The 22,166-nt window shown below is 43.9% G+C and carries 17 protein-coding genes; 11 read left to right on the top strand and 6 right to left on the bottom strand.

Annotated features, from left to right (window positions below; all coding sequences use genetic code 11):
- Nucleotides 1-13: 13 nt before the first annotated feature.
- From JO154_RS12310 to JO154_RS12295, 4 genes are all read left to right on the top strand, one after another.
- Nucleotides 14-1,018 carry a FecR family protein gene (locus tag JO154_RS12310; protein WP_291945829.1) on the top strand — a complete coding sequence of 335 codons (1,005 nt, stop codon included), beginning with the start codon at nt 14-16 and terminating at the stop codon, nt 1,016-1,018.
- A complete protein-coding gene (locus tag JO154_RS12305; protein ID WP_291945827.1) occupies nt 999-2,636 on the top strand; it encodes a hypothetical protein in 1,638 nt (545 codons plus the stop codon). Before JO154_RS12310 ends, JO154_RS12305 begins: the two co-directional genes overlap by 20 nt.
- 71 nt (nt 2,637-2,707) lie before the next feature.
- The gene (locus tag JO154_RS12300) at nt 2,708-3,484 is read left to right on the top strand and encodes a bifunctional 2-polyprenyl-6-hydroxyphenol methylase/3-demethylubiquinol 3-O-methyltransferase UbiG (protein WP_291945825.1); all 777 of its coding nucleotides are present in this window, start codon (nt 2,708-2,710) and stop codon (nt 3,482-3,484) included.
- A gap of 181 nt (nt 3,485-3,665) precedes the next feature.
- Nucleotides 3,666-3,866, top strand: a complete 201-nt coding sequence (locus tag JO154_RS12295; RefSeq protein WP_291945823.1) for a class I lanthipeptide — start codon at nt 3,666-3,668, stop codon at nt 3,864-3,866.
- Nucleotides 3,867-4,012: 146 nt separating this feature from the next.
- On the opposite strand, the gene JO154_RS12290 is transcribed toward JO154_RS12295, so the two are convergent.
- Complete coding sequence (locus JO154_RS12290; protein ID WP_291945821.1) at nt 4,013-5,380, bottom strand: outer membrane beta-barrel protein; 1,368 nt, start codon at nt 5,378-5,380, stop codon at nt 4,013-4,015.
- A gap of 80 nt (nt 5,381-5,460) precedes the next feature.
- Complete coding sequence (gene kdpA / locus JO154_RS12285) at nt 5,461-7,173, bottom strand: potassium-transporting ATPase subunit KdpA (protein WP_291945819.1); 1,713 nt, start codon at nt 7,171-7,173, stop codon at nt 5,461-5,463.
- Nucleotides 7,174-7,542: 369 nt separating this feature from the next.
- On the opposite strand from kdpA, the gene JO154_RS12280 reads away from it, so the two are divergent.
- The gene (locus tag JO154_RS12280; protein ID WP_291945816.1) at nt 7,543-7,929 is read left to right on the top strand and encodes a VOC family protein; all 387 of its coding nucleotides are present in this window, start codon (nt 7,543-7,545) and stop codon (nt 7,927-7,929) included.
- Between the two features lie 58 nt (nt 7,930-7,987).
- On the opposite strand, the gene JO154_RS12275 is transcribed toward JO154_RS12280, so the two are convergent.
- Genes JO154_RS12275 through JO154_RS12265 form a run of 3 tightly spaced genes read right to left on the bottom strand, consistent with a single transcriptional unit; the run spans nt 7,988 to nt 11,573 of the window.
- Nucleotides 7,988-9,154, bottom strand: coding sequence for an ABC transporter permease (locus JO154_RS12275; protein ID WP_291945813.1), 1,167 nt, complete (start codon nt 9,152-9,154; stop codon nt 7,988-7,990).
- Nucleotides 9,155-9,160: 6 nt separating this feature from the next.
- On the bottom strand, nt 9,161-10,117 hold the full coding sequence (locus JO154_RS12270; protein WP_291945811.1) for a biotin/lipoyl-binding protein: 957 nt from the start codon (nt 10,115-10,117) through the stop codon (nt 9,161-9,163).
- A gap of 49 nt (nt 10,118-10,166) precedes the next feature.
- Nucleotides 10,167-11,573, bottom strand: a complete 1,407-nt coding sequence (locus JO154_RS12265; RefSeq protein ID WP_291945809.1) for a TolC family protein — start codon at nt 11,571-11,573, stop codon at nt 10,167-10,169.
- A 367-nt stretch (nt 11,574-11,940) separates the two neighbouring features.
- On the opposite strand from JO154_RS12265, the gene JO154_RS12260 reads away from it, so the two are divergent.
- From JO154_RS12260 to JO154_RS12250, 3 genes are all read left to right on the top strand, one after another.
- Nucleotides 11,941-12,387, top strand: a complete 447-nt coding sequence (locus JO154_RS12260; RefSeq protein ID WP_291945807.1) for an AAA family ATPase — start codon at nt 11,941-11,943, stop codon at nt 12,385-12,387.
- Nucleotides 12,377-13,141 (top strand): tRNA(His) guanylyltransferase Thg1 family protein, encoded by a 765-nt coding sequence (locus JO154_RS12255; RefSeq protein WP_291945805.1) that lies wholly within the window; start codon nt 12,377-12,379, stop codon nt 13,139-13,141. Before JO154_RS12260 ends, JO154_RS12255 begins: the two co-directional genes overlap by 11 nt.
- A 78-nt stretch (nt 13,142-13,219) precedes the next feature.
- A complete protein-coding gene (locus JO154_RS12250; protein ID WP_291945802.1) occupies nt 13,220-13,828 on the top strand; it encodes a hypothetical protein in 609 nt (202 codons plus the stop codon).
- A gap of 57 nt (nt 13,829-13,885) precedes the next feature.
- On the opposite strand, the gene JO154_RS12245 is transcribed toward JO154_RS12250, so the two are convergent.
- Nucleotides 13,886-14,869: an SUMF1/EgtB/PvdO family nonheme iron enzyme gene (locus tag JO154_RS12245; protein WP_291945800.1), complete on the bottom strand. Its 984-nt coding sequence runs from the start codon at nt 14,867-14,869 to the stop codon at nt 13,886-13,888.
- A gap of 327 nt (nt 14,870-15,196) precedes the next feature.
- Between JO154_RS12245 and mgtA the strand changes: the two genes are divergently transcribed.
- From mgtA to JO154_RS12230, 3 genes are read left to right on the top strand one after another with little or no spacing between them, the layout of a single operon-like run.
- Nucleotides 15,197-17,893 (top strand): magnesium-translocating P-type ATPase, encoded by a 2,697-nt coding sequence (mgtA, locus tag JO154_RS12240; protein WP_291945797.1) that lies wholly within the window; start codon nt 15,197-15,199, stop codon nt 17,891-17,893.
- 35 nt (nt 17,894-17,928) lie between these two features.
- Entirely contained in the window at nt 17,929-19,047 is a 1,119-nt protein-coding gene (locus tag JO154_RS12235; RefSeq protein ID WP_291945795.1) for an efflux RND transporter periplasmic adaptor subunit, read from the top strand.
- Between the two features lie 24 nt (nt 19,048-19,071).
- Nucleotides 19,072-22,161, top strand: a complete 3,090-nt coding sequence (locus JO154_RS12230; protein ID WP_291945793.1) for a CusA/CzcA family heavy metal efflux RND transporter — start codon at nt 19,072-19,074, stop codon at nt 22,159-22,161.
- Nucleotides 22,162-22,166: the final 5 nt, after the last annotated feature.

The raw sequence follows: 22,166 nt of genomic DNA, 5'->3' as shown, positions 1-22,166 counted from the left end.
ATTCTATACAGTAATGAGCATCAGGAGCCATATTCCAGTTGATATTGAGTTATTGGGCAAATATTTGTCGGGCGATGCTTCTCCGGAAGAAGCAATGGCTATCGACGAATGGCTTGCTGATACTCCTGAAAACCGTCGTTTGTTCCAGGAATTGACCGATATATGGGAAAGTATTGTTCCCGGAACGGGTTACCAGCTCCCTGATAAAGAGCAGGCGCTGTTGGAATGGCAACGTCTTATAAAAAATAAGGACACTGCAAAGGTATATCCTATCAAAAATGCATTTCCGTTTAAATATGTTGCGGCTGCCGTATTGGGATTGATTTGCGTAACTTCCGCTTACTTTTTTTTCCATAAAAAGACGGCTGATAAAATGATCAGTGAGGTGGTGAAACAAACCAACACAGAAATTTTACGCGATACCTTGCCAGACCACTCCATAGTAGTGCTCAACAGCCACTCTCAACTGAGATATACCCAACAATTCAATGATAGTAACCGGGCACTCACCCTCCATGGACAAGCCTGGTTTGATGTAGCCACCAATCCGCAAAAACCTTTCGTAATTCAGGCGGGCGACATCCATATTAAAGTACTAGGTACTTCTTTCAATGTGATCCAGGATAGTAACAAGATAGAAGCCACTGTAAAAACCGGCGCTATCCTGATGTATAAAGGAAATAACAATATTACTGTGAAAGCCGGCCAGAAAGGGGTATTCCAGGTTAGCAGCCAACAGTTCTCCGTAATGGACACAATTGACATGAACGTTATGGGCTATGCTACCCGTGTTTTCAATTTTGAAAATGCGACATTGAAAGACATGACCACCGAACTGGGAAAGGCCTATAACGTAAATTTTGTATTCGAAAATAAGGAACTTGAAAACAGAACGATGAGTAGCCCTTTTGAAAATAATCCATTACAATATATTTTAGAGGTTATTTCAATTACATTAAATGTTGAATGCAGGCAGGAGAATAACACGATATATATCAGTGGTAAGGGGCAGAATTAATAAGGCTGTAGCAGGTAGTTTATTCATCATTTTGCTGGCAGTATGCCAGGATACATTTGCCCAGCATGGGGCTGTAAACCTACAAAGGAGCATCACCATGCCCGTTGGGGATATCCGTTTTGATTCCTTAGTTCATTTGATCACCAGGCAAACAGGCGTCAGGTTTTCCTTGAATACCCATAAGTTTCCACCATCTAGAATCGTACATATACAGAAAGGTAGCCAGTCGCTGGGCGATCTTCTGGGTACCATCCGTGAAAAGACGGGTATCTATTATACTGTGTTAGGAGCACATATTATCTTTGTAGATAATCCTCCCCGCAAAGTGGCTGTGGCAAACGGTGTACCTCCTTCTCCTACCTCTGCTTTCTCTACGAAGGCAACGATATCTATCATCAAGACGAAAGACAACAAAAATAAACAATTACCTAAAGCACCACCACTAAAGGTCAATGATGTAATTGAAAGAAAGTTGCTGGCAGATACAGTTGTACCCAATACTATCCTGAAAGATAATGATACCACTCCGCAAGTTTTGATGAAGAAAATTGATACAGCCCATCATAAAGTAGATTCAGTAAGAACGAAAGGTACACGTCCAACACTTTCCCTTGGGAAGCGCAATACGGATACTACGTATCACATTAACTATTCTCCTATATCGTTAAGAGATATACGCCTACCGGGATTCAACATCGGAGGCCGGAATACAGATCCAGGATACTATCTGGTAACGTCAACGGGCACACGACCAGGATTTTCCCTACAGTGGCCGGACTTTAGTGGTCTGTCATTTAATTTCCGAGGCAACCATAGGGATACTACCATTTATAAAAAGGAAACTGATGAAGCTATAACGCCACTATCTACACCATCTACAACAGCTACCATAGTAGCATCAACATCAACAGCAACCGCCGCCAAGTCATCTAATAAAGCGCCTGTTACAACACCGACGACTACGCGTCTACCTACATCTTTCTTGCGATCCGCATGGAAAGGTCTTACGAATGTGCACCTTCCCAACATCCAGCTTCCAAGTTTACAACGCAATGGCGGAGTGCAAACTGAGGGTACCAGGCCGTTATTCAGCCCAGTGATCAAAGCTGGTTTCTCCGCAGATGAAACTTTTTATTTCAACACTACCATTCAAGGGGGCTTTCGTTTTCTGTATGGGATTGCCTCCTGGAACACCAATTTTAAAACTGCAGGCTTCCGCTATGGCGCTGGAATAGCTGTGGGACTCTCGGAAGACTGGCGCCTGCATCTTACAGGAACTACTGGAAGGATGGAAAAGGGATATGATACAGCGGGATTACATAAGCAAGCCGAATCCAGGCACTCCAGGATCGGACTGACCGCTGAAAAACAACTGAATGAGAAATGGAGCCTCCAACTGGGGATTACTTATTCTCTATTACGGACTACTTATTATATTAATGGGGAACGGCGCGCTCCTATCATGGATGAAGATCCATTAAGAAAATACCTGAATCCGATCACCCCATTATATACCATTAGTAATAATTATGACCTTGGAGGAGCCGAGCATAATCAATCCTGGATAGGGTTTCAGCTAGGGATCTTCTATAATATAAATTTTTCCAAACGACGATAAGGGTTTTTATTTTGTTAAGTGTAGTAGTAAGGTATTTGATCTAATTCCTTTACTATTTATACTACATAATAATGATCGCATTACTGAAAACCGCAGAAAGGGCCAACAATTCTTCTTTTATTAATAACTATGTTTTTCAACGTCATGTATTTGCCTATAAACACATACTCGTACACAGGCTAACGGGCCTTCATATCCTGGAACTTGGCTGTGGTGAAGGATATGGCATGGAAATGGTTTCGCCCTATGCGCAGCACTACCTTGCTGTAGATAAGAAAAAACCGGCGGGGCAAGTCTTCGCTAATAACACTTCTTTTTTACAATGCAATCTGCCCAATTTATCAGGCATTGCGGATAATTCATTCGACACCGTGATCTGTTTCCAGGTGATAGAACATATAAAAAACGATGGTGGGCTATTAGCAGAAATTAAAAGAGTACTGAAACCAGGTGGTAAATTATTATTGACAACTCCCAACAAACTCACCTCACTTACCAGGAATCCTTTTCATGTAAGAGAATACCTGCCTAAAGAAATGTGTTCATTAGTAGCTGCACATTTTGAAAACTATACTGTGGAAGGAATTCAAGGCAACCAGGTGGTAATGGATTACTACAATGAAAATAAGAAAAGCGTTAAATCTTTCACCAAATACGACATTTTTAACCTACAACATAGATTACCTGCCTTTATGTTGAGGATACCATATACATTGTTGAATAACTTAAACAGGCTATTGTTATTGCGAAAAATAGAAGATGTAACCGCCAATATTCGCTTCGACGATTTTTATACCCAACAACTCAATGATGATTGTCTTGATTACTTTGTAACAGCAACGAAATAAGGTATTATCAAATGGCGGACTATCTAAGGTTGTAAGTTTCACTTACAACCTTTTTTATATTTATCAAGTGCTAATTTCAACAGGCATCCTACCTCTTTTTTTTGTTATATTCAGTACCTCAAGATGACTAATTGGATTGATTATCGTTCACCCTACATCCCAAATTGTAAAACTCCTCATTATGAAAAAGAAAATCACGCTCGAAAAAAAATTAGCATTCAACAAGACAACAATTGCCTATTTAAATGCATCCCAGCAATCACAGATTGGTGGCGGTCTGCAGCCAGTTACCAAACAAATTATCTGTGCCGGCCCTACTAGGCAGCTTACCTGTGAGACCATTGCAGATCCAGCAGACACTATCTGCATAATATGCTATTAAATAATGATGGCCACAGGAATGTTTTATCTTGATGTATTGCAATCCAGGTAATCGAGTATCTCCTGGATACAAAAGCGGTTGTAAATTTTAGATTTACAACCGCTTTCTATTTTCGAATGATTTAGTTCAATGAGTGGCCATGACTCTTATAATCTGAACAGTAGCGCTACGATAACCCTGTCTTCCGAGTTCACCAGATCTGGCCGCCAAGTGGGAGGCAACGGGGTGGTAGTATATCCATCAGGAGAAGTAACCCCTCCTGGTCCGGCAAAGTAAGGCACATTAGCATGCCGGTGCACATATTCTAATCGAAACAACATACTTTGATTTGGCATCCAATCAAAATTTGTAGAACAATCCCAACCTTGAAATTTGGTTCCAGGGCTAGTATCAAATGGGTATTTACCTTCCGTTTGGGTAGGATTATTAGGATCAGGTAGTGGGCTGGCTTGTCCTGTAGGTAGCAGTACGAGGTACCGACCAGGGTTAGTCATCACGCCACCACCGATAGTCCAGGCAAACTTATTCCTGTCAAACCAGATCCTATTGTAAAACATGCCGCTTAAAAAATATTGTGCTGGACCTTTTAAGGAGTCGTTGCTGTTCTTAAATGCGTTTACGCCACCACCTTTTTCAAAGCCGATATCTCCGGTCAGGGAAAAGGCCATCCGCGAAATACCTCTTGAAGTGGGCTTGTTAAAATACCTTACCAACATACTGTTATCAGAGTGGAATCTGTTTCTGGTAGGAATTCCCCCTGCATCTGAACCATAATAATCATTGGTGAGTAGCTTAAAACGGCTGGATGGATTCCAGGTAATATTAGCACCTACTCCAGGGCGTTTATTGAACATGCCATAACTCTGCCATCCGTTAATGATCCAAGGCTCAATTTTCAGGTATTTGGATGGGTATATCTGTATACGTATTCCATTAAAAAACCAGGGGGTATTATCCGATGTAAATGAAGCCTGATATTCCCAGTTTTCTACCTGGTAATAAGAGTTAAGACCTATATAAGACATGAACAAACCAGCATCCACGTTAATACCATACCATACATTAAAGTGATAGCCAACATACGTTTCACTTAAATAACGATAGACATCTGCCAGCTTATATTGACCGCGGAATGGGCTGAGATCATTTCTAGGTACTACTTGCGAGCGTGTTCCGAATTGCAGCATTATTCTTGCCCTGGCATTGTTATAATTCAGGTCCCCTCCTATGCTCAGATGGGATAATTGTATTTCGTCATTCCTGGCCAGTGCGGTGGAGCCAACAACGGTATGGTCATTCGGGTAATTGAAAGAGTGTGTGTAATTCACATCCACCATCACGCTGGGTGTAAAATATTTACCTGAAAATATGGAAGAATCTCGTCGGTCGCTACCATTCTGCCAATTGGTTTCAATACCGGCAAAAGGAATTTTAGGGGTTGGGTCATTTTCTTGTGCGTATAATGCAGGAATGCCAGCAATGATCCCTATTATCATCAGTATAAATCTTTTCATAACGCTATTTTATGGTTGAAAACAAGTCTGAAGTATTTGCACATTTATCGTATGCTTTTTATGATGGATTAACCCAAGGGTTATCTACTGAAATATTCAGCCAACGGACCTAGTGCTAATGGTGGAAAATAAGATAGTGCGGTAATGATGACAATAACGGCAAAGATCATCGCACCAAAAGTAAAAGAATCAACCCGCAAGGTTCCTGCTGATGCCGGGATATATTTCTTCCTTGCCAGCAACCCTCCAATTGCTACAGGACCTATGATCGGTAGGAAGCGGCCTATTATCATACAAAAGCTTGTTAGTACATTCCAGAAGATATTATTCCCATTCAACCCTGCCAGCGCACTCCCATTGTTGGCATTGGAGGAGGTAACCTGGTAGAGCATTTCCGCAAAACCGTGGTAGCTAGGGTTATTCAACCACCCTGAAGGCTTGAACGCCCAGTCGATATTGGGATCATGTACTAGCACGTAAGATGCCAATGCCGTACCTCCTTTGATCAGGAAAGCAGATAACAACGTGACAATGGCAGCTATTTTTACTTCCCTGGCTTCTACTTTATGTCCCATAAATTCCGGGGTACGCCCTACCATCAATCCGGATATGAACACCGCAATAATAACATAGATGAAATAATTCAGCAGGCCAACGCCACATCCTCCATAAAATGCATTCACCATCATGCCGAGTAATTGCATCAGATTCGAAAGCGGCATGGCGCTATCATGTGTAGAGTTGACAGACCCAGTGGATATCACAGTGGTAAATATGCTCCAATATCCAGATGCAGCAGGGCCAAACCGTACTTCCTTACCTTCCATGGCGCCTGTAGGTTGCGAGATACCCATTCTTGCTATGGCTGGGCTACCATGTATTTCGGAGACCACAGTGGGTACAAGCAGACAAAAAGTTCCGATTGTCATGACCAGAAAAGTTACCAATGCAAACTTTCTTTTATTGATGTAATATCCCATAGCAAAGACCATTGCCATAGGGATCAATACCTGCGCAATCAGTTCCAGCATATTGGTAAAATAATCAGGGTTTTCCAGCGGATGTGCGGAGTTAGCATTGAACCATCCCCCTCCATTCGTTCCCAGGTGTTTGATAGCAATCATCCCAGCAGCAGGGCCACGAGATACCTGAACAGTATCACCTTGCATCGTGATAACGGTATCCTTCCCAGAATAACTCGCTGGGGTACCATGATAAATCAATAGGATGGCAACAATCAGGGAAATCGGGAATAGTATCCTTGTAATCGTTTTAATGAATAAATTCCAGAAATTACCTACATTATTGGTAGTTCTTTCTTTCAATGCATTGAGCAACGCCACCAGGCAAGCTATACCAGTGGCTGCACTGACAAACTGCAAAAAGGTAATGACAAAGAGTTGGGTGAGATAGGAGACGCCTGTTTCACCAGAATAATCTTGCAGATTAGTATTCGTTACAAAACTGATTGCGGTATTAAAACTCAGGTCGGCTGTCATACCTGGGTTCTTATCCGGGTTTAAAGGTAAATGCCCTTGCAGGAGGAACATCACAAACGCATATACGAACCAAAGCATGTTGACCGTTAACATGGCTTTCAGGAACTCCTTCCAGGTCATTTCTTGCTTAGGGTTGATACCAGCAAACCGGAAAATGAATTTTTCCAATGGACTTAAAAAATCCGTAAATGTCTTTTCCCCAGTAAATACACGGGAGATATATTTCCCCAGAAAAACAGCCAACAATAAGGTGATAAGAAAGGTAGCGGTAATACCTGCTATTTCGGTGATCATAGTTTAACTAAGTTTTCAGGGCTTATTGTAATAATAGCATTACGAAAGACCGTAACTGCTATGATTTTTCATATGTTTTCAATAAACGCTGCCTTACCAAACACACAAAATCAAATAACTGCAGCTATAACATGTTGGTGGAGAGTTGCCTTCTTAATTGAAATATGAGGTCATTCATCTGGGAATTATACAAAGCCGGTCCGTCAGCAACTCGTATATTTATTTATATCCTTCCTTGATAGCATAAATTATTGCACACAAAGGAAAGATTTTTTTCTTATTCTATAAAGTTACAAAAAATAAGCGCTTAAGGTACTCTCCGCTACAATTCTAATGTGATTTAGGTAAATTACATGAAAACTCACAGCCATGCTTGGATTTACATCTGCGTTCAGCAGCTTTTCAGTTGATGACCTGACGAAAGCAAAAGCATTTTATCAGGATCTTCTAGGAGTACAAACGGATGAATCCCCTGCCCCCATGTCAATGTTGACATTGAATATACCCGGGGGCCAAAAGATAATCGTCTATCCTAAACCCAATCACGAACCAGCCACTTTTACCGTACTGAATTTTCAAGTAGATGATGTAGACAAAACAGTAGACAACCTGATAGACAAGGGTATTACCTTTGAACAATACACCGGCGACATTCAAACGGATGCAAAAGGTATCATGCGCGGCAACGGTCCTACCATCGCTTGGTTTAAAGACCCAGCCGGAAATATCTTGTCCGTTATTGGTCCATACGTATAATAGAAAAGCGGCTGCTGATACAGAAGATCAGCAGCCGCTTTTATTATTGCTAGTTAGATTATTTCGTAGTAGCCTTGAATATCAGTCGCAGCTTTATCTTCAACGCCAACCATCCCAGGAATCCATATACGAGAATTAATATACCCAGATGCCGTATATACGGATACGTTAGCACCACATCTCCTTTTTGAATCAATAGTATCTTAAATGCTTGCAAAAATGGCGTCAGTGGGATAATATTGGCCATCCATTGGACGAAAGTCGGCATAGCATTGAGCGGCCAGGTGAAACCACTGATGATAAACGCCGGTGAAGCTATCACCATTAATATCTGTGTGGCTTTTAATGCATCCGGGATCAGTATGCTGACAAACACCCCCATGAAAGATGCAGACCCCACAAAGAATGCTGTCAACCAGATAAAGCTCCATATACCCTCTGGTAAGGGAACCCTGAAAAGTATATGCATCAGATAGTATACAGATACAATCAATATGGAGAAAAACCAGATGGGAATCACTTTAATCAACATGATAGGGAATGCCCATCTGCGCATGTTCCTATATTCTTCTACAAATGATCCTCGTTGGAATTCTGCGGCAAAGCTTACCGCCATTGCCAGGAGGATAACTTGTTGCAATACCACTGCCAGCATAGCAGGCCACATAAATATGAGGTAGTTGCTGGTGGTATTGAAGAGGGTAATATAATTCGTTTTAAACGGTTCATATTGCGTAGCAGCCCTAACTGCCGGCATACCCATTTTCTGTAATCCTTTAATGGATACCCCTGCCGAGAAAGTGCCGATCGTGAGTTGCAAGGCCTTGGAGGCAAAGTTGGCGGTCAGTACATTGCCGGTATTGATGTAAGCATTTACTTCCGGGTATTTTTTCTGGAGGATATCTGCTTCAAATCGGGAGGGAATGATCACCACCGCAGCGGCCTGTTTCCGAATAACCTCATTTTCAATACTGGAGGGTTCCTGCAGATACTTTTCCACCTTAATACTCCGGTTATCGTCCAGCATTTCTACTAGCTGTCCGGATAGTGGAGTGTTGTCTTTATCTACTACAATCACCGGTATATTTTCCACCTTCCCGCTTTTATACACGAAGCCCAGTAAGGTAGCATAAAACACAGGAGCCAGGAAGAATACAGTACGCAAGGTGTTATTGCCGATGAACAGCCTGAACTCACGTTTTAATAATCGGATAAATTCTTTCATGCGTGATTATTTCAGTATAACACTTGCATTGACCAGTATATCCTGGGTTTTGCTCATCTCTTTCGGTTGTACTTTGATCTCGTACACTGCATCCTGCAATTGATAGTCGGGGTAAGCAGTGGTGATATCTGCATAGCGGGTCAGTTGCTTGATTGATGAAATGGTACCACTCACCTGTTCCTTATTATACACAACCTGCAACTGTACCTCCTCTCCTTTTTTAAACTGTCCTATTTTGCTTTCTGGTACTGTAAATCGGAAGAAGGTACTACCAGGAATATAACCGTTGAATAATGCAAATCCGGCGGTGGCCAGTTCACCTTGTCTCAAACTGATGGTTTCTATTTCCATATCATTGGTGGCAATCACATAACGCTCGGAGTAGGCTACATTCGCTTCTTGCAAAGCGCCTTTCGCCTGAGAAGCTTGTCCGGCGGCCATTTCCACTTTCTCTTTGCGGGTACCTTTTTTCACATCGTTCAACTCTGCCACTACCGCATCAAACTGGGCTTTAGCTCCTTTATATTTAGCATATATTTCGTCATAGGCCTGTGGCGCCATCAGACTGTCGTTAAACATATTGGTAGCCCGCTTATAGGATTTCAATGCGAATTCATACTGCTCTTTGAGGCCATCGTACTTTGCCTGCAATTGTTTCATTTGATCTGCGGTAGCACCGTTTTTAGCCATCAGTTCTTGTGCGGTGGCTGCATTCACTGCGCCCTGCGCCTGGGCTATTTTAGCGGAAACCTCTGGTACATCCAGCAGGGCGAGGGTATCCCCTTTCTTTACTGTTTGCCCTTCGGCTACATAGATTTTCAATATTCTGCCGGTAACTTTCGGAGCAAAGGAGATCACATCCTTTTTAGCCTTCCCTTCGAATTTATCTGCTTCCCGCTTACGAGCACCACAACTCGTTAGTATCAGTATGCTGATAAAAAGTATGCAGGTAGATATTCTCATTTCTTATTGATTAATGGTCATGATTATTGTTTTCCTGAAGCGGCTAGCATTAATACAGCTTATTGACGTCCAGTTCCTGTGTGGATCTCATCATTTCAATAGCTGCTCTGCGCTGATTAAAGATAGCATTCTGGTAATCCAGTTCTGCCATCTCTAGGTCGTTTTCGGCTTCTATCAACTGGGTAGATTTTGTCATACCGTAGCGGAATTCTTTTTCAGCCTGTACTAGGGCATCGCCTGCCACTTCTTTCTGCTTCCTTTTTAGCGCAATCTGGGCATTGGCAATCTCGTAGTTCGATTGATTGTTTGCCTGATTTAACGTTAGCTTACGCCTAGCATCATATTTCTGGTTCTCTAACAGTTCCCGGTCAATGCGAGCCGTTTCAATGGCATGTTTACCTTCCCGACCGTCAAAGATCTCCCATTTGAATCCGATGCCTCCCAGGAATATGGGGAATATATTCAAATTGGTGGGCCTCCAGTCCAATTTATGCCCTGGGTAATTAAGGGCCGGTATAGGAGGTATGATATTGTCAGACGACTTTATCCTCGTGCCATACAGTCCCAGGTAATAAGTAGACGCCATTAACTGTACTTTGGGAATCCACCAAGTTTGTTCTGCTTTTATTTTGTAACCGGATGCAGTAATACCGCGGTCTAACGCCCGGATTTCCGCTCGGTCTTCAATGGTTTTACGAGGCGTTTCTGGCACCACTGCTACCAATACGGGTGCTATCAGTTGGAGTCGACCTTTGTCTATCCCGGTTAATACTTCCAATTGTGTTAGCAATAGGTCCCTTTTCCCTTCATATTCCGCGATTTTTGCATCCAGGGTGGCCTGGGCCAATTCTATTTTTTTATGATCGTAAGGCGTTATCAGGCCATAACCTAAAGCCTTATCGGCTGTTTTACGATTGGCATCGAGCCTACGCTTACCTTCATCCAACACCTTTCTCGATTGATGTATCAGCGCCAACTGGTCGTAGGCACTGGAAATCACCGCAATTACTTCATCAGAAGTCTTCTCCAGCAAGATATCCTCGGACATCTTTTTCTCTTCTACCGCTTTACGCAGGTATTTTACTTTTCCGCCGGAATACAACAACATTTTGGCATCTGCTTTTGCCAGCCCTGAGAAGCCAGAAACATTGATGTTATTGTTGTATTTACCTTCCGGGATATTCAGGAAGGGTTGCAGGTTCAATTCCGGTGAAATAACATGTGCGGTAGCATTCATATAACCGGCCATACCACTCAATTCCAGGGTAGGCAGGTAAACATCTTTCAACTTATGCTCATCTAGCACGGTCAACTTGTTTTTAGTAAGTTGCGTTCTTAGATCTGCATCCCGTACCATGGCGCTATCCAGCAACTCCTTAAATCCAGGGGCCGACTGCCCATTGCTGTAGTGGTAAAAAAGGAGTGACAGGAGCAGGAATGACAGCTTACTTTTCATTGACAGATAGCATTTTTAAAATCCAAAAAACATGTACAGTAGTAGCAGATTCCGATTTAACGTCGGAACAAGGGAAATAGTTTCAATATTACATTCCTATTAACCGATTGGGCATTATTTCTTTTTCGCATGACGTTCTTATTTTATGGCTAACAATGTTGTTAGTTATTGCACCTAACGATGAGGTTAAAGACAATCTTTAGCAATTATCGCAGTCTTTGGAATCATCTGCTTTGCGGCAAATATAGTGAATTTATCTAACTGCCTCATCCGGTGGTATCATGGGTCTTAGGAAGCTACGGAATATTTGTTGTATCTTCTGGTTTTTACTAATATCGGTGAAAATAAATCTGCCAACCAAGTAGTAATGGAAGCTATTATATTTTGCGGGATTCAGGCAACAGGTAAATCCAGCTTTTACCAGCAGCATTTTTTTGCCACACATGTACGCATCTCTTTAGATCTGCTAAATACCAGAAACCGGGAAGACATATTCCTGGACGCATGCTTACGTACCTCCCAGAAATTCGTCATTGACAATACTAATCTCACGGTGGCAGACCGGGCCAAATACATATCCCTGGCCAAACAGCACCAATATCAGATCCGGTGCTATTACTTTCAGTCGAACTTGGGAGAAGCCCTCATTCGCAACAATACCAGAAGCGGTAAGGCGCTCATTCCGGAGAAGGGCGTACGAGGCGCCTATAACCGACTGCAGATACCCTCTCCTGAAGAAGGATTTGATGAAATGTTTTACGTTACCATAAAAGATAACCAATTCGACATAAAACCCTGGCAGCATGAAATTTGATGACCTAGATAAGAAAATGCGGGTATTTGAAACCCATGACGATAAATGCATTCTCCCTGAAATGTATATGGTGGCCAGAATTGATGGCCGCAACTTTACCAAACTGACGAAAGAGAAACATGCATTTGAAAAACCCTTTGATCCGCGTTTCCACGAATATATGATTGAAACAGTCCGTCACTTGATGACATGCGGCTTCAATATCGTATACGGCTATACGCAGAGCGATGAAATCTCCCTATTATTCCATCTACATGAAAATGCGTTCAGCAGAAAAGAACGGAAATACAATTCCATTCTTGCGGCGGAAGCCAGCGCACGCTTTTCTATGCAGTTGGGAGATATTGGTACATTCGATTGTAGAATATGCCAACTCCCAAATAGTTCACTGGTATCAGATTATTTTAGATGGAGACATGAAGACGCGCATCGCAATTCGCTGAGCGCGCACTGCTATTGGCTGTTGCGGAGTCTCTCCCATACCGCTGTTGAAGCAACAGAACGCATCAACAAACTCTCCACATCCGATAAAAATGAACTGCTGTTTGCGCATGGCATCAATTTCAATGACCTTCCTTCTTGGCAAAAAAGAGGCTCAGGAATTTATTGGAAAGAAGTGACGACAGAAGGATTTAATCCCGTTAAACAAGAAACGGTACTGGTACAACGACGCGTATTATCTGTCGATAAAGAACTCCCTGTGGGCCTGGCTTACAATGAATTCGTCCAGCAATTTATGGAAGGAGGAAACTGATAAGAAGCAATAAAACATGTGAGGATTATATACTAACTTCGTCGGCTATATGAAATCCCGTATATAATCCATCTCAATATGTTAAAATCACCCAACTCCACGAATCGCTTTCTTATTATCTATTCCTGCATCACTACTGTAGGCTTGGCTATGATGCTGATGGCCTTTAAAAATGTAAAGGAAACCTTTGATGAAATTTCTGTAAAACGCATCAACATCGTAGACGACAAAGGAAACAACAGGATTGTTATCGCCAATGAAGAACGCACGCCCCCTCCAATGGTAGGTGGCCAAACCTACAAACGCAGGTTCAATCCTGCCGGGTTTATCTTCTATGATGAAAAAGGGAACGAATGCGGCGGACTGGCCATGGCCAAAGCAAATGGCTCCGGTTTCCGCGTAATGGCCTTCGACTATGATAACAATGATGCCATCGGTATCATCACCCAAGAAGACCTCGCCGGTAAGAATTTCAGCGCTGGTTTAATGGTCAATGACAAGGTACCTGGCGCCCCTCTTGGCAGCGGTGTCAATAGAATCAATCTGAACACTACAAACGGCGTTGCCGGCCTTCAAATCAATGGCCCTGATGGCAAAGTAAGACTGCGCTTGATGGTGGATAGCCTCGGCACCCCATACCTGGAAACAATGGATGCCAAGGGCAAAGTAGTGAAGAAAGTTATTTAGTTATTTGATCTTTTATGTCGTTCCTGCCCGGCGGGCAGGAACGACATAAACAAGAAATTATAATCTTATTATCCGCCTGATAAAAGTGTAATCGCCGGTTATTTCTTCCTCATAATTCATATCCGGTTCGAAGATATAAGGCTCCCTGTAATAGGAGGATACAGGTAGATAGCCCATTTCCATAGGCGAGCCACCACAGATGTTGCAGCCACCATCTCCGGCCTTCAGGAACCACTCGCTATCCATCATTACTTCGAATTTATAAGGGTCATTTGCAATGGTTAATCCAAAGTGATTAGGGTGGTCCAGGAAGAAAGACTCCTTTTTGTCATGATCTGCGGAAAAATGATGGTGCTTTTCACCAGTGAGGAATTTATTCCCCCAAGGATGGATCGTACGGGAACCTCCTCCACAGAGATATTCCCACTCATCTTCCGTCGGGAGCCGGAAACCACTGGCAGTAACTTCGGCCACCAATTCCTCCAGCCCAGCCGGGTAATACAGCATAGCCGTGATCTTATCTCCTGATTTCACTACCTGGTACCGCCCCGCGATATTATAACTGTATTGTTCCCGTTGTGTTTCGCTGACCTCTTTCAGCACCCTGGCATAGTCTTTCTCACTGGTAAGGCGTTCATCGTCTAGGGGTACTTCAAAGTATCCCTTATTGACCGCTTCCCTTTCTACAATCATGGGCCCAATCGTTACCTGTCGTACTGGAGAAAAACGCGCCTGAAAGTAAGGCTCCACATCTTCTTCAGGCCATTCATACGGCGCCAGTAACTCTTTCCAGAATTCCAATGGCATCGAGCGCGCATCAAAACCCAGGGTAACCATGTCTCCCGGGACAAAAACAAACTCCTTTCCTTCAAAATCAAGGATGGCCGTAAAATTCTCCTGGCCGTACCGTTCAAAACGTTGAAATCCTTTAATACTAAATCCTGGCAACCGGTCTTTGACCAACTGCTGCAGCTCCTGCCGAGCCGTGTCTTCCGATAATCTTATCCATTCCTGCCGATTAAAAATAGTGGGTTGTTCCATATGGTTTACAAACATTTAAGAGGAACAAAAATCTCTAATAAAATTCTAATAAAAAACTTATTATCTCCTAATCACGTTTCCTATTATATGGCGCTACTTTTGCAGCGTAATTAAAAAAACAACTGGCTATGGACGCAGATCCGTATTATAGTAAATTCTATCATATAATTCACTAACCGCCAGCAGCTCATAAAGGCTGCTGGGCAACAGTAGTCTTTATGCGCAATATCCGTTTTAATCCGGCCTTTCGCCATGCACTCTTCTGACCAGGAGATTCCCTTGTCAATTCACCCTAACCTGGTTTCCTAATCTGTTAAAATTCCTTTTATGAACTTTACTGCCGTAAAAGCCGACAGGCTCAAAAAGGCGTATAGGGAAAAATTTCCTGGTGCAGGCCGCGCCAACGCTGCTGCTGTTAAACTGCGCAATGCCGCCGCAGCTTCACAGCCATTTCTCTATTCCATGCTGGACAGCGAACCAGAGGGACTCACAGACAAAGAAGCCCACGAACGATTGACCACCTGGGGGCCTAATGAAATACATCATGAAAAAGCGCCATCCTGGTATAAACAACTGTTCAATGCGTTCCTGAACCCTTTCATTGGAATACTCCTTTTAATTGCCTGCATCTCCTTCTTTATTGATGTATACATGGCCGCTCCTGGCGAACGTGACTACAAAACCGTTCTCATGGTGGGTATCATGGTATTTGTCAGTGCTTTCATTCGCTTCTGGCAAGAAATGCGCAGTACCAACGCGGCTGAAAAGCTCCGCAATATGGTACGTGTAACTGCCACGGCCATACGTAAAGACGAAGGAAGAATTGAAACAGAAATAAAGAACCTCGTTCCTGGAGATGTTGTACACCTCTCTGCCGGCGACATGGTGCCAGCAGATTGTCGTATTCTCTATTCCAGAGACTTGTTTATCAGCCAATCCATGCTCACTGGGGAAGCATTACCGGTTGAAAAAAGCGCCGGCCCCGTTGAAAATGGAGATAAAGCCATCCTGGAGTTGGAAAATATCTGCTTCATGGGCACCAACGTGATTAGTGGCACCGCTACCGCCATCGTGGTGAACACCGGCAACCTCACCCTCTTCGGCTCCATGAGCAAAGCCGTTACCGGAAAATCACCGGAAACCAGCTTCGATAAAGGGGTGAATAAGGTAAGTCTGCTCCTCATCCGTTTCATGGTGATCATGGTACCCCTGATCTTTGTGATCAACGGCACCATCAAAGGAAACTGGTGGGAAGCCCTCCTCTTTGCCATCGCAGTAGCAGTAGGTCTCACCCCAGAAATGCTGCCCATGATCGTTACCGCCAACCTGGCCAGAGGAGCCGTACAACTGAGTAAAAGAAAAGTGATTGTAAAGAGACTCCATGCTATCCAAAATATTGGCGCCATGGACGTCCTGTGTACAGATAAAACAGGTACCCTGACCCTCGATACTATTGTGCTCGAAAGACACCTGAATATCCTCGGTCATGAAGATGATGAAGTCCTCAATTGGGCGTACCTCAACAGTTATCACCAAACTGGCCTGAAAAACCTGCTGGATGTGGCTGTGCTGAAACATGTGGAATTGCATGGCAGTTTACATCCTGAAGAAAATTTCGTAAAAGTAGATGAACTACCATTCGATTTTCAACGTAGACGCATGTCCGTTATCCTCAAACAAGCGGATGGCTCTCACCTCATGATCTGCAAAGGCGCGGTGGAAGAAATGCTCCAAGTATGCGACCGCGCGGTAAATCCTGCTATTCCAGAAGACTACAAAGAAACCATTCCACTGGAACATGACCTGCGCCAGAATATCAGAAGAATTTCTTCCAAATTGAATGAAGATGGATTACGCGTATTACTCGTGGCCATCAAAGAATACTTCCCAGGCGACCAACCCTGCACGGTGGAAGATGAACGAGGCATGACACTGACCGGCTTCATCGGATTCATGGACCCTCCAAAACCTTCCGCAGTCACTTCTATCAAAGCCTTACAACAACTAGGCGTAAATATCAAAGTACTGACCGGCGACAACGAAATTGTGACCCGGAAAATATGCCGCGAAGTGGGCATTCCAGTAGATCAGGTTCTCCTCGGTAGAGATATCGAAAAAATGCATGATGAACTGCTAAAACAACACCTGAAAGAAGTATCCATCCTGGCCAAACTGAGTCCTGACCAGAAATCCAGGATTGTAAAACTACTCCAGGAAAGTGGCCATACCGTTGGATTCCTGGGTGATGGTATCAATGATGCCGCTGCCCTCCGACAAGCAGATGTAGGCATCACCGTAGATACCGCCGTGGATATTGCCCGCGAAAGCGCGGATATCATCCTGCTGGAAAAAGACCTGACCGTATTGCGTAAAGGGGTGATCTATGGCCGCCGTACTTTCGGTAATATCATCAAATATATTAAGATGACTGCCAGCAGTAATTTTGGTAATATGTTCAGTATGCTGGGTGCGAGCGCATTCCTGCCCTTCCTCCCCATGCTGCCCGTACAGTTACTGGTGCAAAATCTATTGTATGACATCTCCCAGATATCTATTCCATGGGATAAAATGGACGAAGAATTCCTGGAACGTCCGAAAAAATGGGATGCTTCTGGTATTTCCCGGTTCATGATTTATATCGGACCTATCAGTTCCATCTTTGACTATGCTACTTTCTTCCTCATGTTCTATTTCTTCAAAGCCAATATGCCGGAAAAACAATCCCTGTTCCAAAGTGGCTGGTTTATAGAAGGATTATTGTCTCAAACCTTGATCGTACACATGATCCGTACACGGAAGATACCGTTCATTCAAAGTATTGCTGCTACACCGGTGATTCTATTGACTACCGTGATTATGATGATCGGGATTGCTATTCCTTTCTCTCCGTTCGCCAGTTCCTTAAAAATGGAACCTTTGCCGCTGTCCTATTTTCCCTGGCTGATCGGCATATTGCTCAGTTATTGTCTTTTAACACAGGTTATAAAAACATGGTTCATTAAAAAGTTTAGTCAGTGGCTGTAATACCATAGTCGCATCTTCCTACAATAAAAACAAACATGAAAAAAACGAAATTCTTACACGCCGGTGGCGCGTTAGGACTTGCCTTATTCTGTTCCTGCAATAACCACCAGGACGCTCAGCAGACTGTTAGCAATAGTTTACGTATGGACACCATCCTAGTAGCCGATAGCGGTGTGGTGGCAGGTAGCATTAAAACCAATACTGTCGGCATGCAGGATTACAGCAACACTTTCACAACGGCAGGTATGGTGAAAACCATACCTACCGCCTTTGCGGAAATTGCGTCTCCTTTTAGCGGAAGAGTAGTAAGATCCTACCTCTCCCTTGGAAAACAATGCACGCCGCAAACACCTTTATTCGAACTGAGCTCACCAGACTTCTTTGCAGCACAAAAAACTTATTTCCAGGAAAAATCTCAACTGGAACAGGCTAAAAGAACATTACAACGCCAGAAAGATCTCATGGAACATGGCGTAGGTACCGCCAAAGATCTGGAAGAAGCACAAACAGCCTATGAGGTAGAGAAACGGGAATATGAAAATGCAGTAATGGGTATCCGCGTGTTTAAAGCGAATCCAGAAACCATTACACTCGGGCAACCACTGACCGTTTATGCACCTATCAACGGCGAAATCCTGGAAAACAAAGTAGTACTGGGCCAATTCATCAAAGACGATGGCGCTGCTGTAGCAAAGATCGCCGCCCTCGGTAAAGTATGGATCGCAGGACAAGTAAAAGAAAAAGATATCCAGAAAGTACGCAATGCATCGGAATGTATGATCACCATTCCTTCTATGCCGGATGCAAAACTGACCTGCAAAATATTCCATATAGGGCCAGTAGTGGATGATGAAACCAGAAGCATCGAAGTACTCATGGAAGCAGACAATAGTAAACGATTATTGAGTCCGGGTATGTATGTAACAGTCGAATTCTTCGAGAAGCCCGCACCAGCCGTGGTTATACCATCCAAAGCGGTATTCCTTACCAATGAAAGCAATTACGTATTTGTAGCAACCGGTAAAAACCGTTATGTAAAAAGGAAAGTAAAAATCATGTCTGTAAATGCCGACACCACTGTGATCCAGTCCGGCTTAACGAAAGATGAAAGTATCGTTACAGACGGCGGACTGTACCTCCAGGACATCCGCTAATTCTGTATTTCAAAGCATTCTCCCATGAAGAAAATTATGACTACTGCCATCGCCAAACGATGGCTGTTCCTAGCTTTATTTGTACTGCTGGCCATCTTCGGATACTATTCCTGGAAACAACTGGCTGTAGAAGCATATCCTGATATTGCAGATGTCACCTCACAAGTGGTGACGCAAGTACCAGGTCTGGCAGCAGAGGAAATGGAACAACAAATTACCATTCCTGTTGAACGCGCCCTCAATGGCATGCCTGGCCTATCTGTCATGCGTAGCAAAAGTACTTTCGGTCTTTCCGTGGTGACCATCGTATTTAAAGATGGTACCGAAGACTACTGGGCACGTCAACGCATCAACGAAAGATTAAGCGATCTGGGACTTCCCTATAATGCCAAACCAGGACTGGACCCACTCACCTCTCCTGTTGGCGAAATATACCGCTACATCATAGAGAGCCAGCATCATAACTTGCGTGAACTCACCGACCTGCAAAACTGGACCATCATCCCACGTATCAAGCAGGTTTCTGGTATTGCAGATGTAACCAATTTCGGTGGCATTACTACGCAATACCAGATTGAACTGGACCCTAAAAGAATGGAACAGTTCAAGGTTTCCCTCGCAGATATACAAACAGCCATCAATAACAACAATGCCAATGCCGGCGGTAGCGTGCTCACACAGGGCGATCTCGGCTATGTGGTGCGTGGTATCGGTCTGGTGAAAAACCTGGAAGGCTTAGGAGGCATTGTGATCCGTTCGGTGAATGGAGTGCCGGTACTACTCCAGGATGTAGGTAATGTTAAACTAGGAGAGCTGGAACGGAAAGGTATTCTTGGTTATACCGATCATAAAGTGGATTATTCCGAGAGTGTTGAAGGAATTGTATTACTGCTGAAAGGACAAAATCCTTCCAATGTACTGGAAGGCATACACGAAGCCGTAGATGATCTGAATAACCACCTGTTGCCGCCAGGAGTGAGCATTAGGCCATACCTGGATAGAACTACCCTGATCGATACCACCTTACATACAGTGAGTCATACCCTCCTGGAAGGAATGGGACTCGTACTGATTGTATTGATCGTATTCCTCGGAAGCTGGCGCGGGGCCTTGATTGTAGCGATCACGATTCCACTCGCCTTGTTGATTGCCTTCATTTTGATGCATTTCACCAATATCCCTGCGAACCTGCTTTCCCTTGGTGCGGTGGACTTTGGGATCATCGTGGATGGTGCTATCGTGATGCTGGAAACGATCCTGAAAAAGCGGGAAAGCGATCATGAGCATATGTTGGAAGAGCCATCTATAGCTAAGCAGGCGGTTTCCGTAGCCAAACCGGTATTGTTCTCTACAATTATCATCATCACCGCCTATTTGCCGCTGTTCTCTTTTGAAAGAGTGGAAAAGAAGCTGTTTACACCGATGGCTTTCACCGTAGGCTATGCCTTATTGGGTGCACTGGCCGTGGCACTGATACTCATACCAGGATTGGCTTTCGCGGCCTATCGCAAACCGGTGAAGATCTATCACAACAAATGGCTGGAATGGTTAACCGCAAAATATGAAGCGTTGACCAACCGCATTATGAGCAAGCCCAAGATCGTATTTTGGCCTGTTGCTATTGCCTTTGCCGGCGCTATTTTCTTTAGTGCTACCGTGGGCAAGGATTTCCTTCCGCCGTTGGATGAGGGTTCTATCTGGCTGCAAGTGCAGTTGCCTCCAGGTATTTCATTGGCGAAATCTAGGGAGATGAGTGATACACTGCGTGCCCGCACTTTACGTCATAAAGAAGTCACCTATATGATGATACAAGCCGGCAGAAATGACGATGGTACGGATCCTTGGACTGCCTCCCACTTTGAGTGCAGTATCGGATTACGCCCTTATGGAGAATGGAAAAACGGTAGAACAAAAAGTGACCTGATTGCAGATTTGTCGAAAGAGTACGCTAGCATGCCAGGCTACACGGTAGGTTTTAGTCAGCCTATGATTGATGGGGTGATGGATAAGATTGCCGGTGCGCATAGTGAGCTGGTAGTAAAGGTTTATGGAGACGAATTTGCCTCTACCCGCGCCATCGCTGAGAAAACCGCAGCAGTGATCCGTTCTGTGAAGGGTGCCGCTGATGTGGCAATAGACCAGGAGCCACCACTGCCACAACTCCAAGTATCTGTGAACAGAGATGCATTGAGCAGATATGGCATCAATGTAAGCGATGTCACAGAACTGATTGAGGTAGCCATCGGAGGAAAGGCTGTCTCCCAGGTATTCGTCGGCAATAAAGTATATGATGTAATATGCCGTTACGGCGAAGCAGAAAGAAACTCCGCTGATAAAATCAGCAACCTAATGCTGACAGCCTCCAACGGGGTGAAAATACCATTGTCGCAAGTAGCGAATATCCGCATGGCCACTGGCGAAAGCACCATCACCAGGGAAATGAACAAACGACACCTGACCGTGAAACTGAACCTGCGCGGTACTGACCTAACTACATTCCTTCAGGAAGCGCAGTCCAGGATTGAAAAAGAAGTACCGTACGACCATCAACGTTATCGCATACAATGGGGCGGTCAATTTGAAAACCAGCACAGGGCGTATGCGCGACTCACCTTCATCGTACCATTAGCATTGGCGATTATGTTCCTGTTGTTGTATGGCGCCTTCGGTAGATTCCGTCAGGCGGGAATGATATTGTCTATTGTACCATTGGCATTATTTGGTGGTATGTTGGCATTGAATGTACGAGGAATGACCTTGAACGTCTCTTCCGCAGTGGGCTTCATTGCGCTGTTTGGAGTAGCTATTCAGAACGGTGTGATACTCATCTCCCATTTCAATGACCTACGAAAAGAAGGTTATCCATTGATGAATGCAGTATTATCCGGCACTAAGAACAGGTTCCGTCCTGTATTGATGACCGCTTCGGTAGCAGCCCTAGGTCTGCTTCCCGCTTCGCTGGCCACAGGCATCGGATCAGATGTACAAAGACCACTGGCTACTGTAATTGTATATGGATTATTTGTAGCTACAGCTATTACTTTACTGGTATTACCTGCCATCTACTACCTAGTGGAAAACCGCTGGGGTAAAGATGATTATGTAAAAGCATAAAAATT

The sequence above is a fragment of the Chitinophaga sp. genome, from assembly GCF_019236475.1.
In the GTDB taxonomy this organism is placed as follows: Bacteria; Bacteroidota; Bacteroidia; order Chitinophagales; family Chitinophagaceae; genus Chitinophaga.
Note: the sequence above shows the minus strand (reverse complement) of the source record. Positions and strands in the feature narration are given on the sequence as shown.

Bases quoted from the DNA above. Each gene is read 5' to 3' on its own strand.
- JO154_RS12275 (WP_291945813.1), bottom strand. From the start codon at position 9,154: ATGAAAGAATTTATCCGATTATTAAAACGTGAGTTCAGGCTGTTCATC.
- mgtA (WP_291945797.1), top strand. From the start codon at position 15,197: ATGAACTTTACTGCCGTAAAAGCCGACAGGCTCAAAAAGGCGTATAGG.
- JO154_RS12255 (WP_291945805.1), top strand. From the start codon at position 12,377: ATGAAATTTGATGACCTAGATAAGAAAATGCGGGTATTTGAAACCCAT.
- JO154_RS12230 (WP_291945793.1), top strand. From the start codon at position 19,072: ATGAAGAAAATTATGACTACTGCCATCGCCAAACGATGGCTGTTCCTA.
- JO154_RS12295 (WP_291945823.1), top strand. From the start codon at position 3,666: ATGAAAAAGAAAATCACGCTCGAAAAAAAATTAGCATTCAACAAGACA.
- JO154_RS12265 (WP_291945809.1), bottom strand. From the start codon at position 11,573: ATGAAAAGTAAGCTGTCATTCCTGCTCCTGTCACTCCTTTTTTACCAC.
- JO154_RS12280 (WP_291945816.1), top strand. From the start codon at position 7,543: ATGCTTGGATTTACATCTGCGTTCAGCAGCTTTTCAGTTGATGACCTG.
- JO154_RS12310 (WP_291945829.1), top strand. From the start codon at position 14: ATGAGCATCAGGAGCCATATTCCAGTTGATATTGAGTTATTGGGCAAA.
- JO154_RS12245 (WP_291945800.1), bottom strand. From the start codon at position 14,869: ATGGAACAACCCACTATTTTTAATCGGCAGGAATGGATAAGATTATCG.
- kdpA (WP_291945819.1), bottom strand. From the start codon at position 7,173: ATGATCACCGAAATAGCAGGTATTACCGCTACCTTTCTTATCACCTTA.
- JO154_RS12250 (WP_291945802.1), top strand. From the start codon at position 13,220: ATGTTAAAATCACCCAACTCCACGAATCGCTTTCTTATTATCTATTCC.
- JO154_RS12270 (WP_291945811.1), bottom strand. From the start codon at position 10,117: ATGAGAATATCTACCTGCATACTTTTTATCAGCATACTGATACTAACG.
- JO154_RS12235 (WP_291945795.1), top strand. From the start codon at position 17,929: ATGAAAAAAACGAAATTCTTACACGCCGGTGGCGCGTTAGGACTTGCC.
- JO154_RS12260 (WP_291945807.1), top strand. From the start codon at position 11,941: ATGGAAGCTATTATATTTTGCGGGATTCAGGCAACAGGTAAATCCAGC.
- JO154_RS12300 (WP_291945825.1), top strand. From the start codon at position 2,708: ATGATCGCATTACTGAAAACCGCAGAAAGGGCCAACAATTCTTCTTTT.
- JO154_RS12290 (WP_291945821.1), bottom strand. From the start codon at position 5,380: ATGAAAAGATTTATACTGATGATAATAGGGATCATTGCTGGCATTCCT.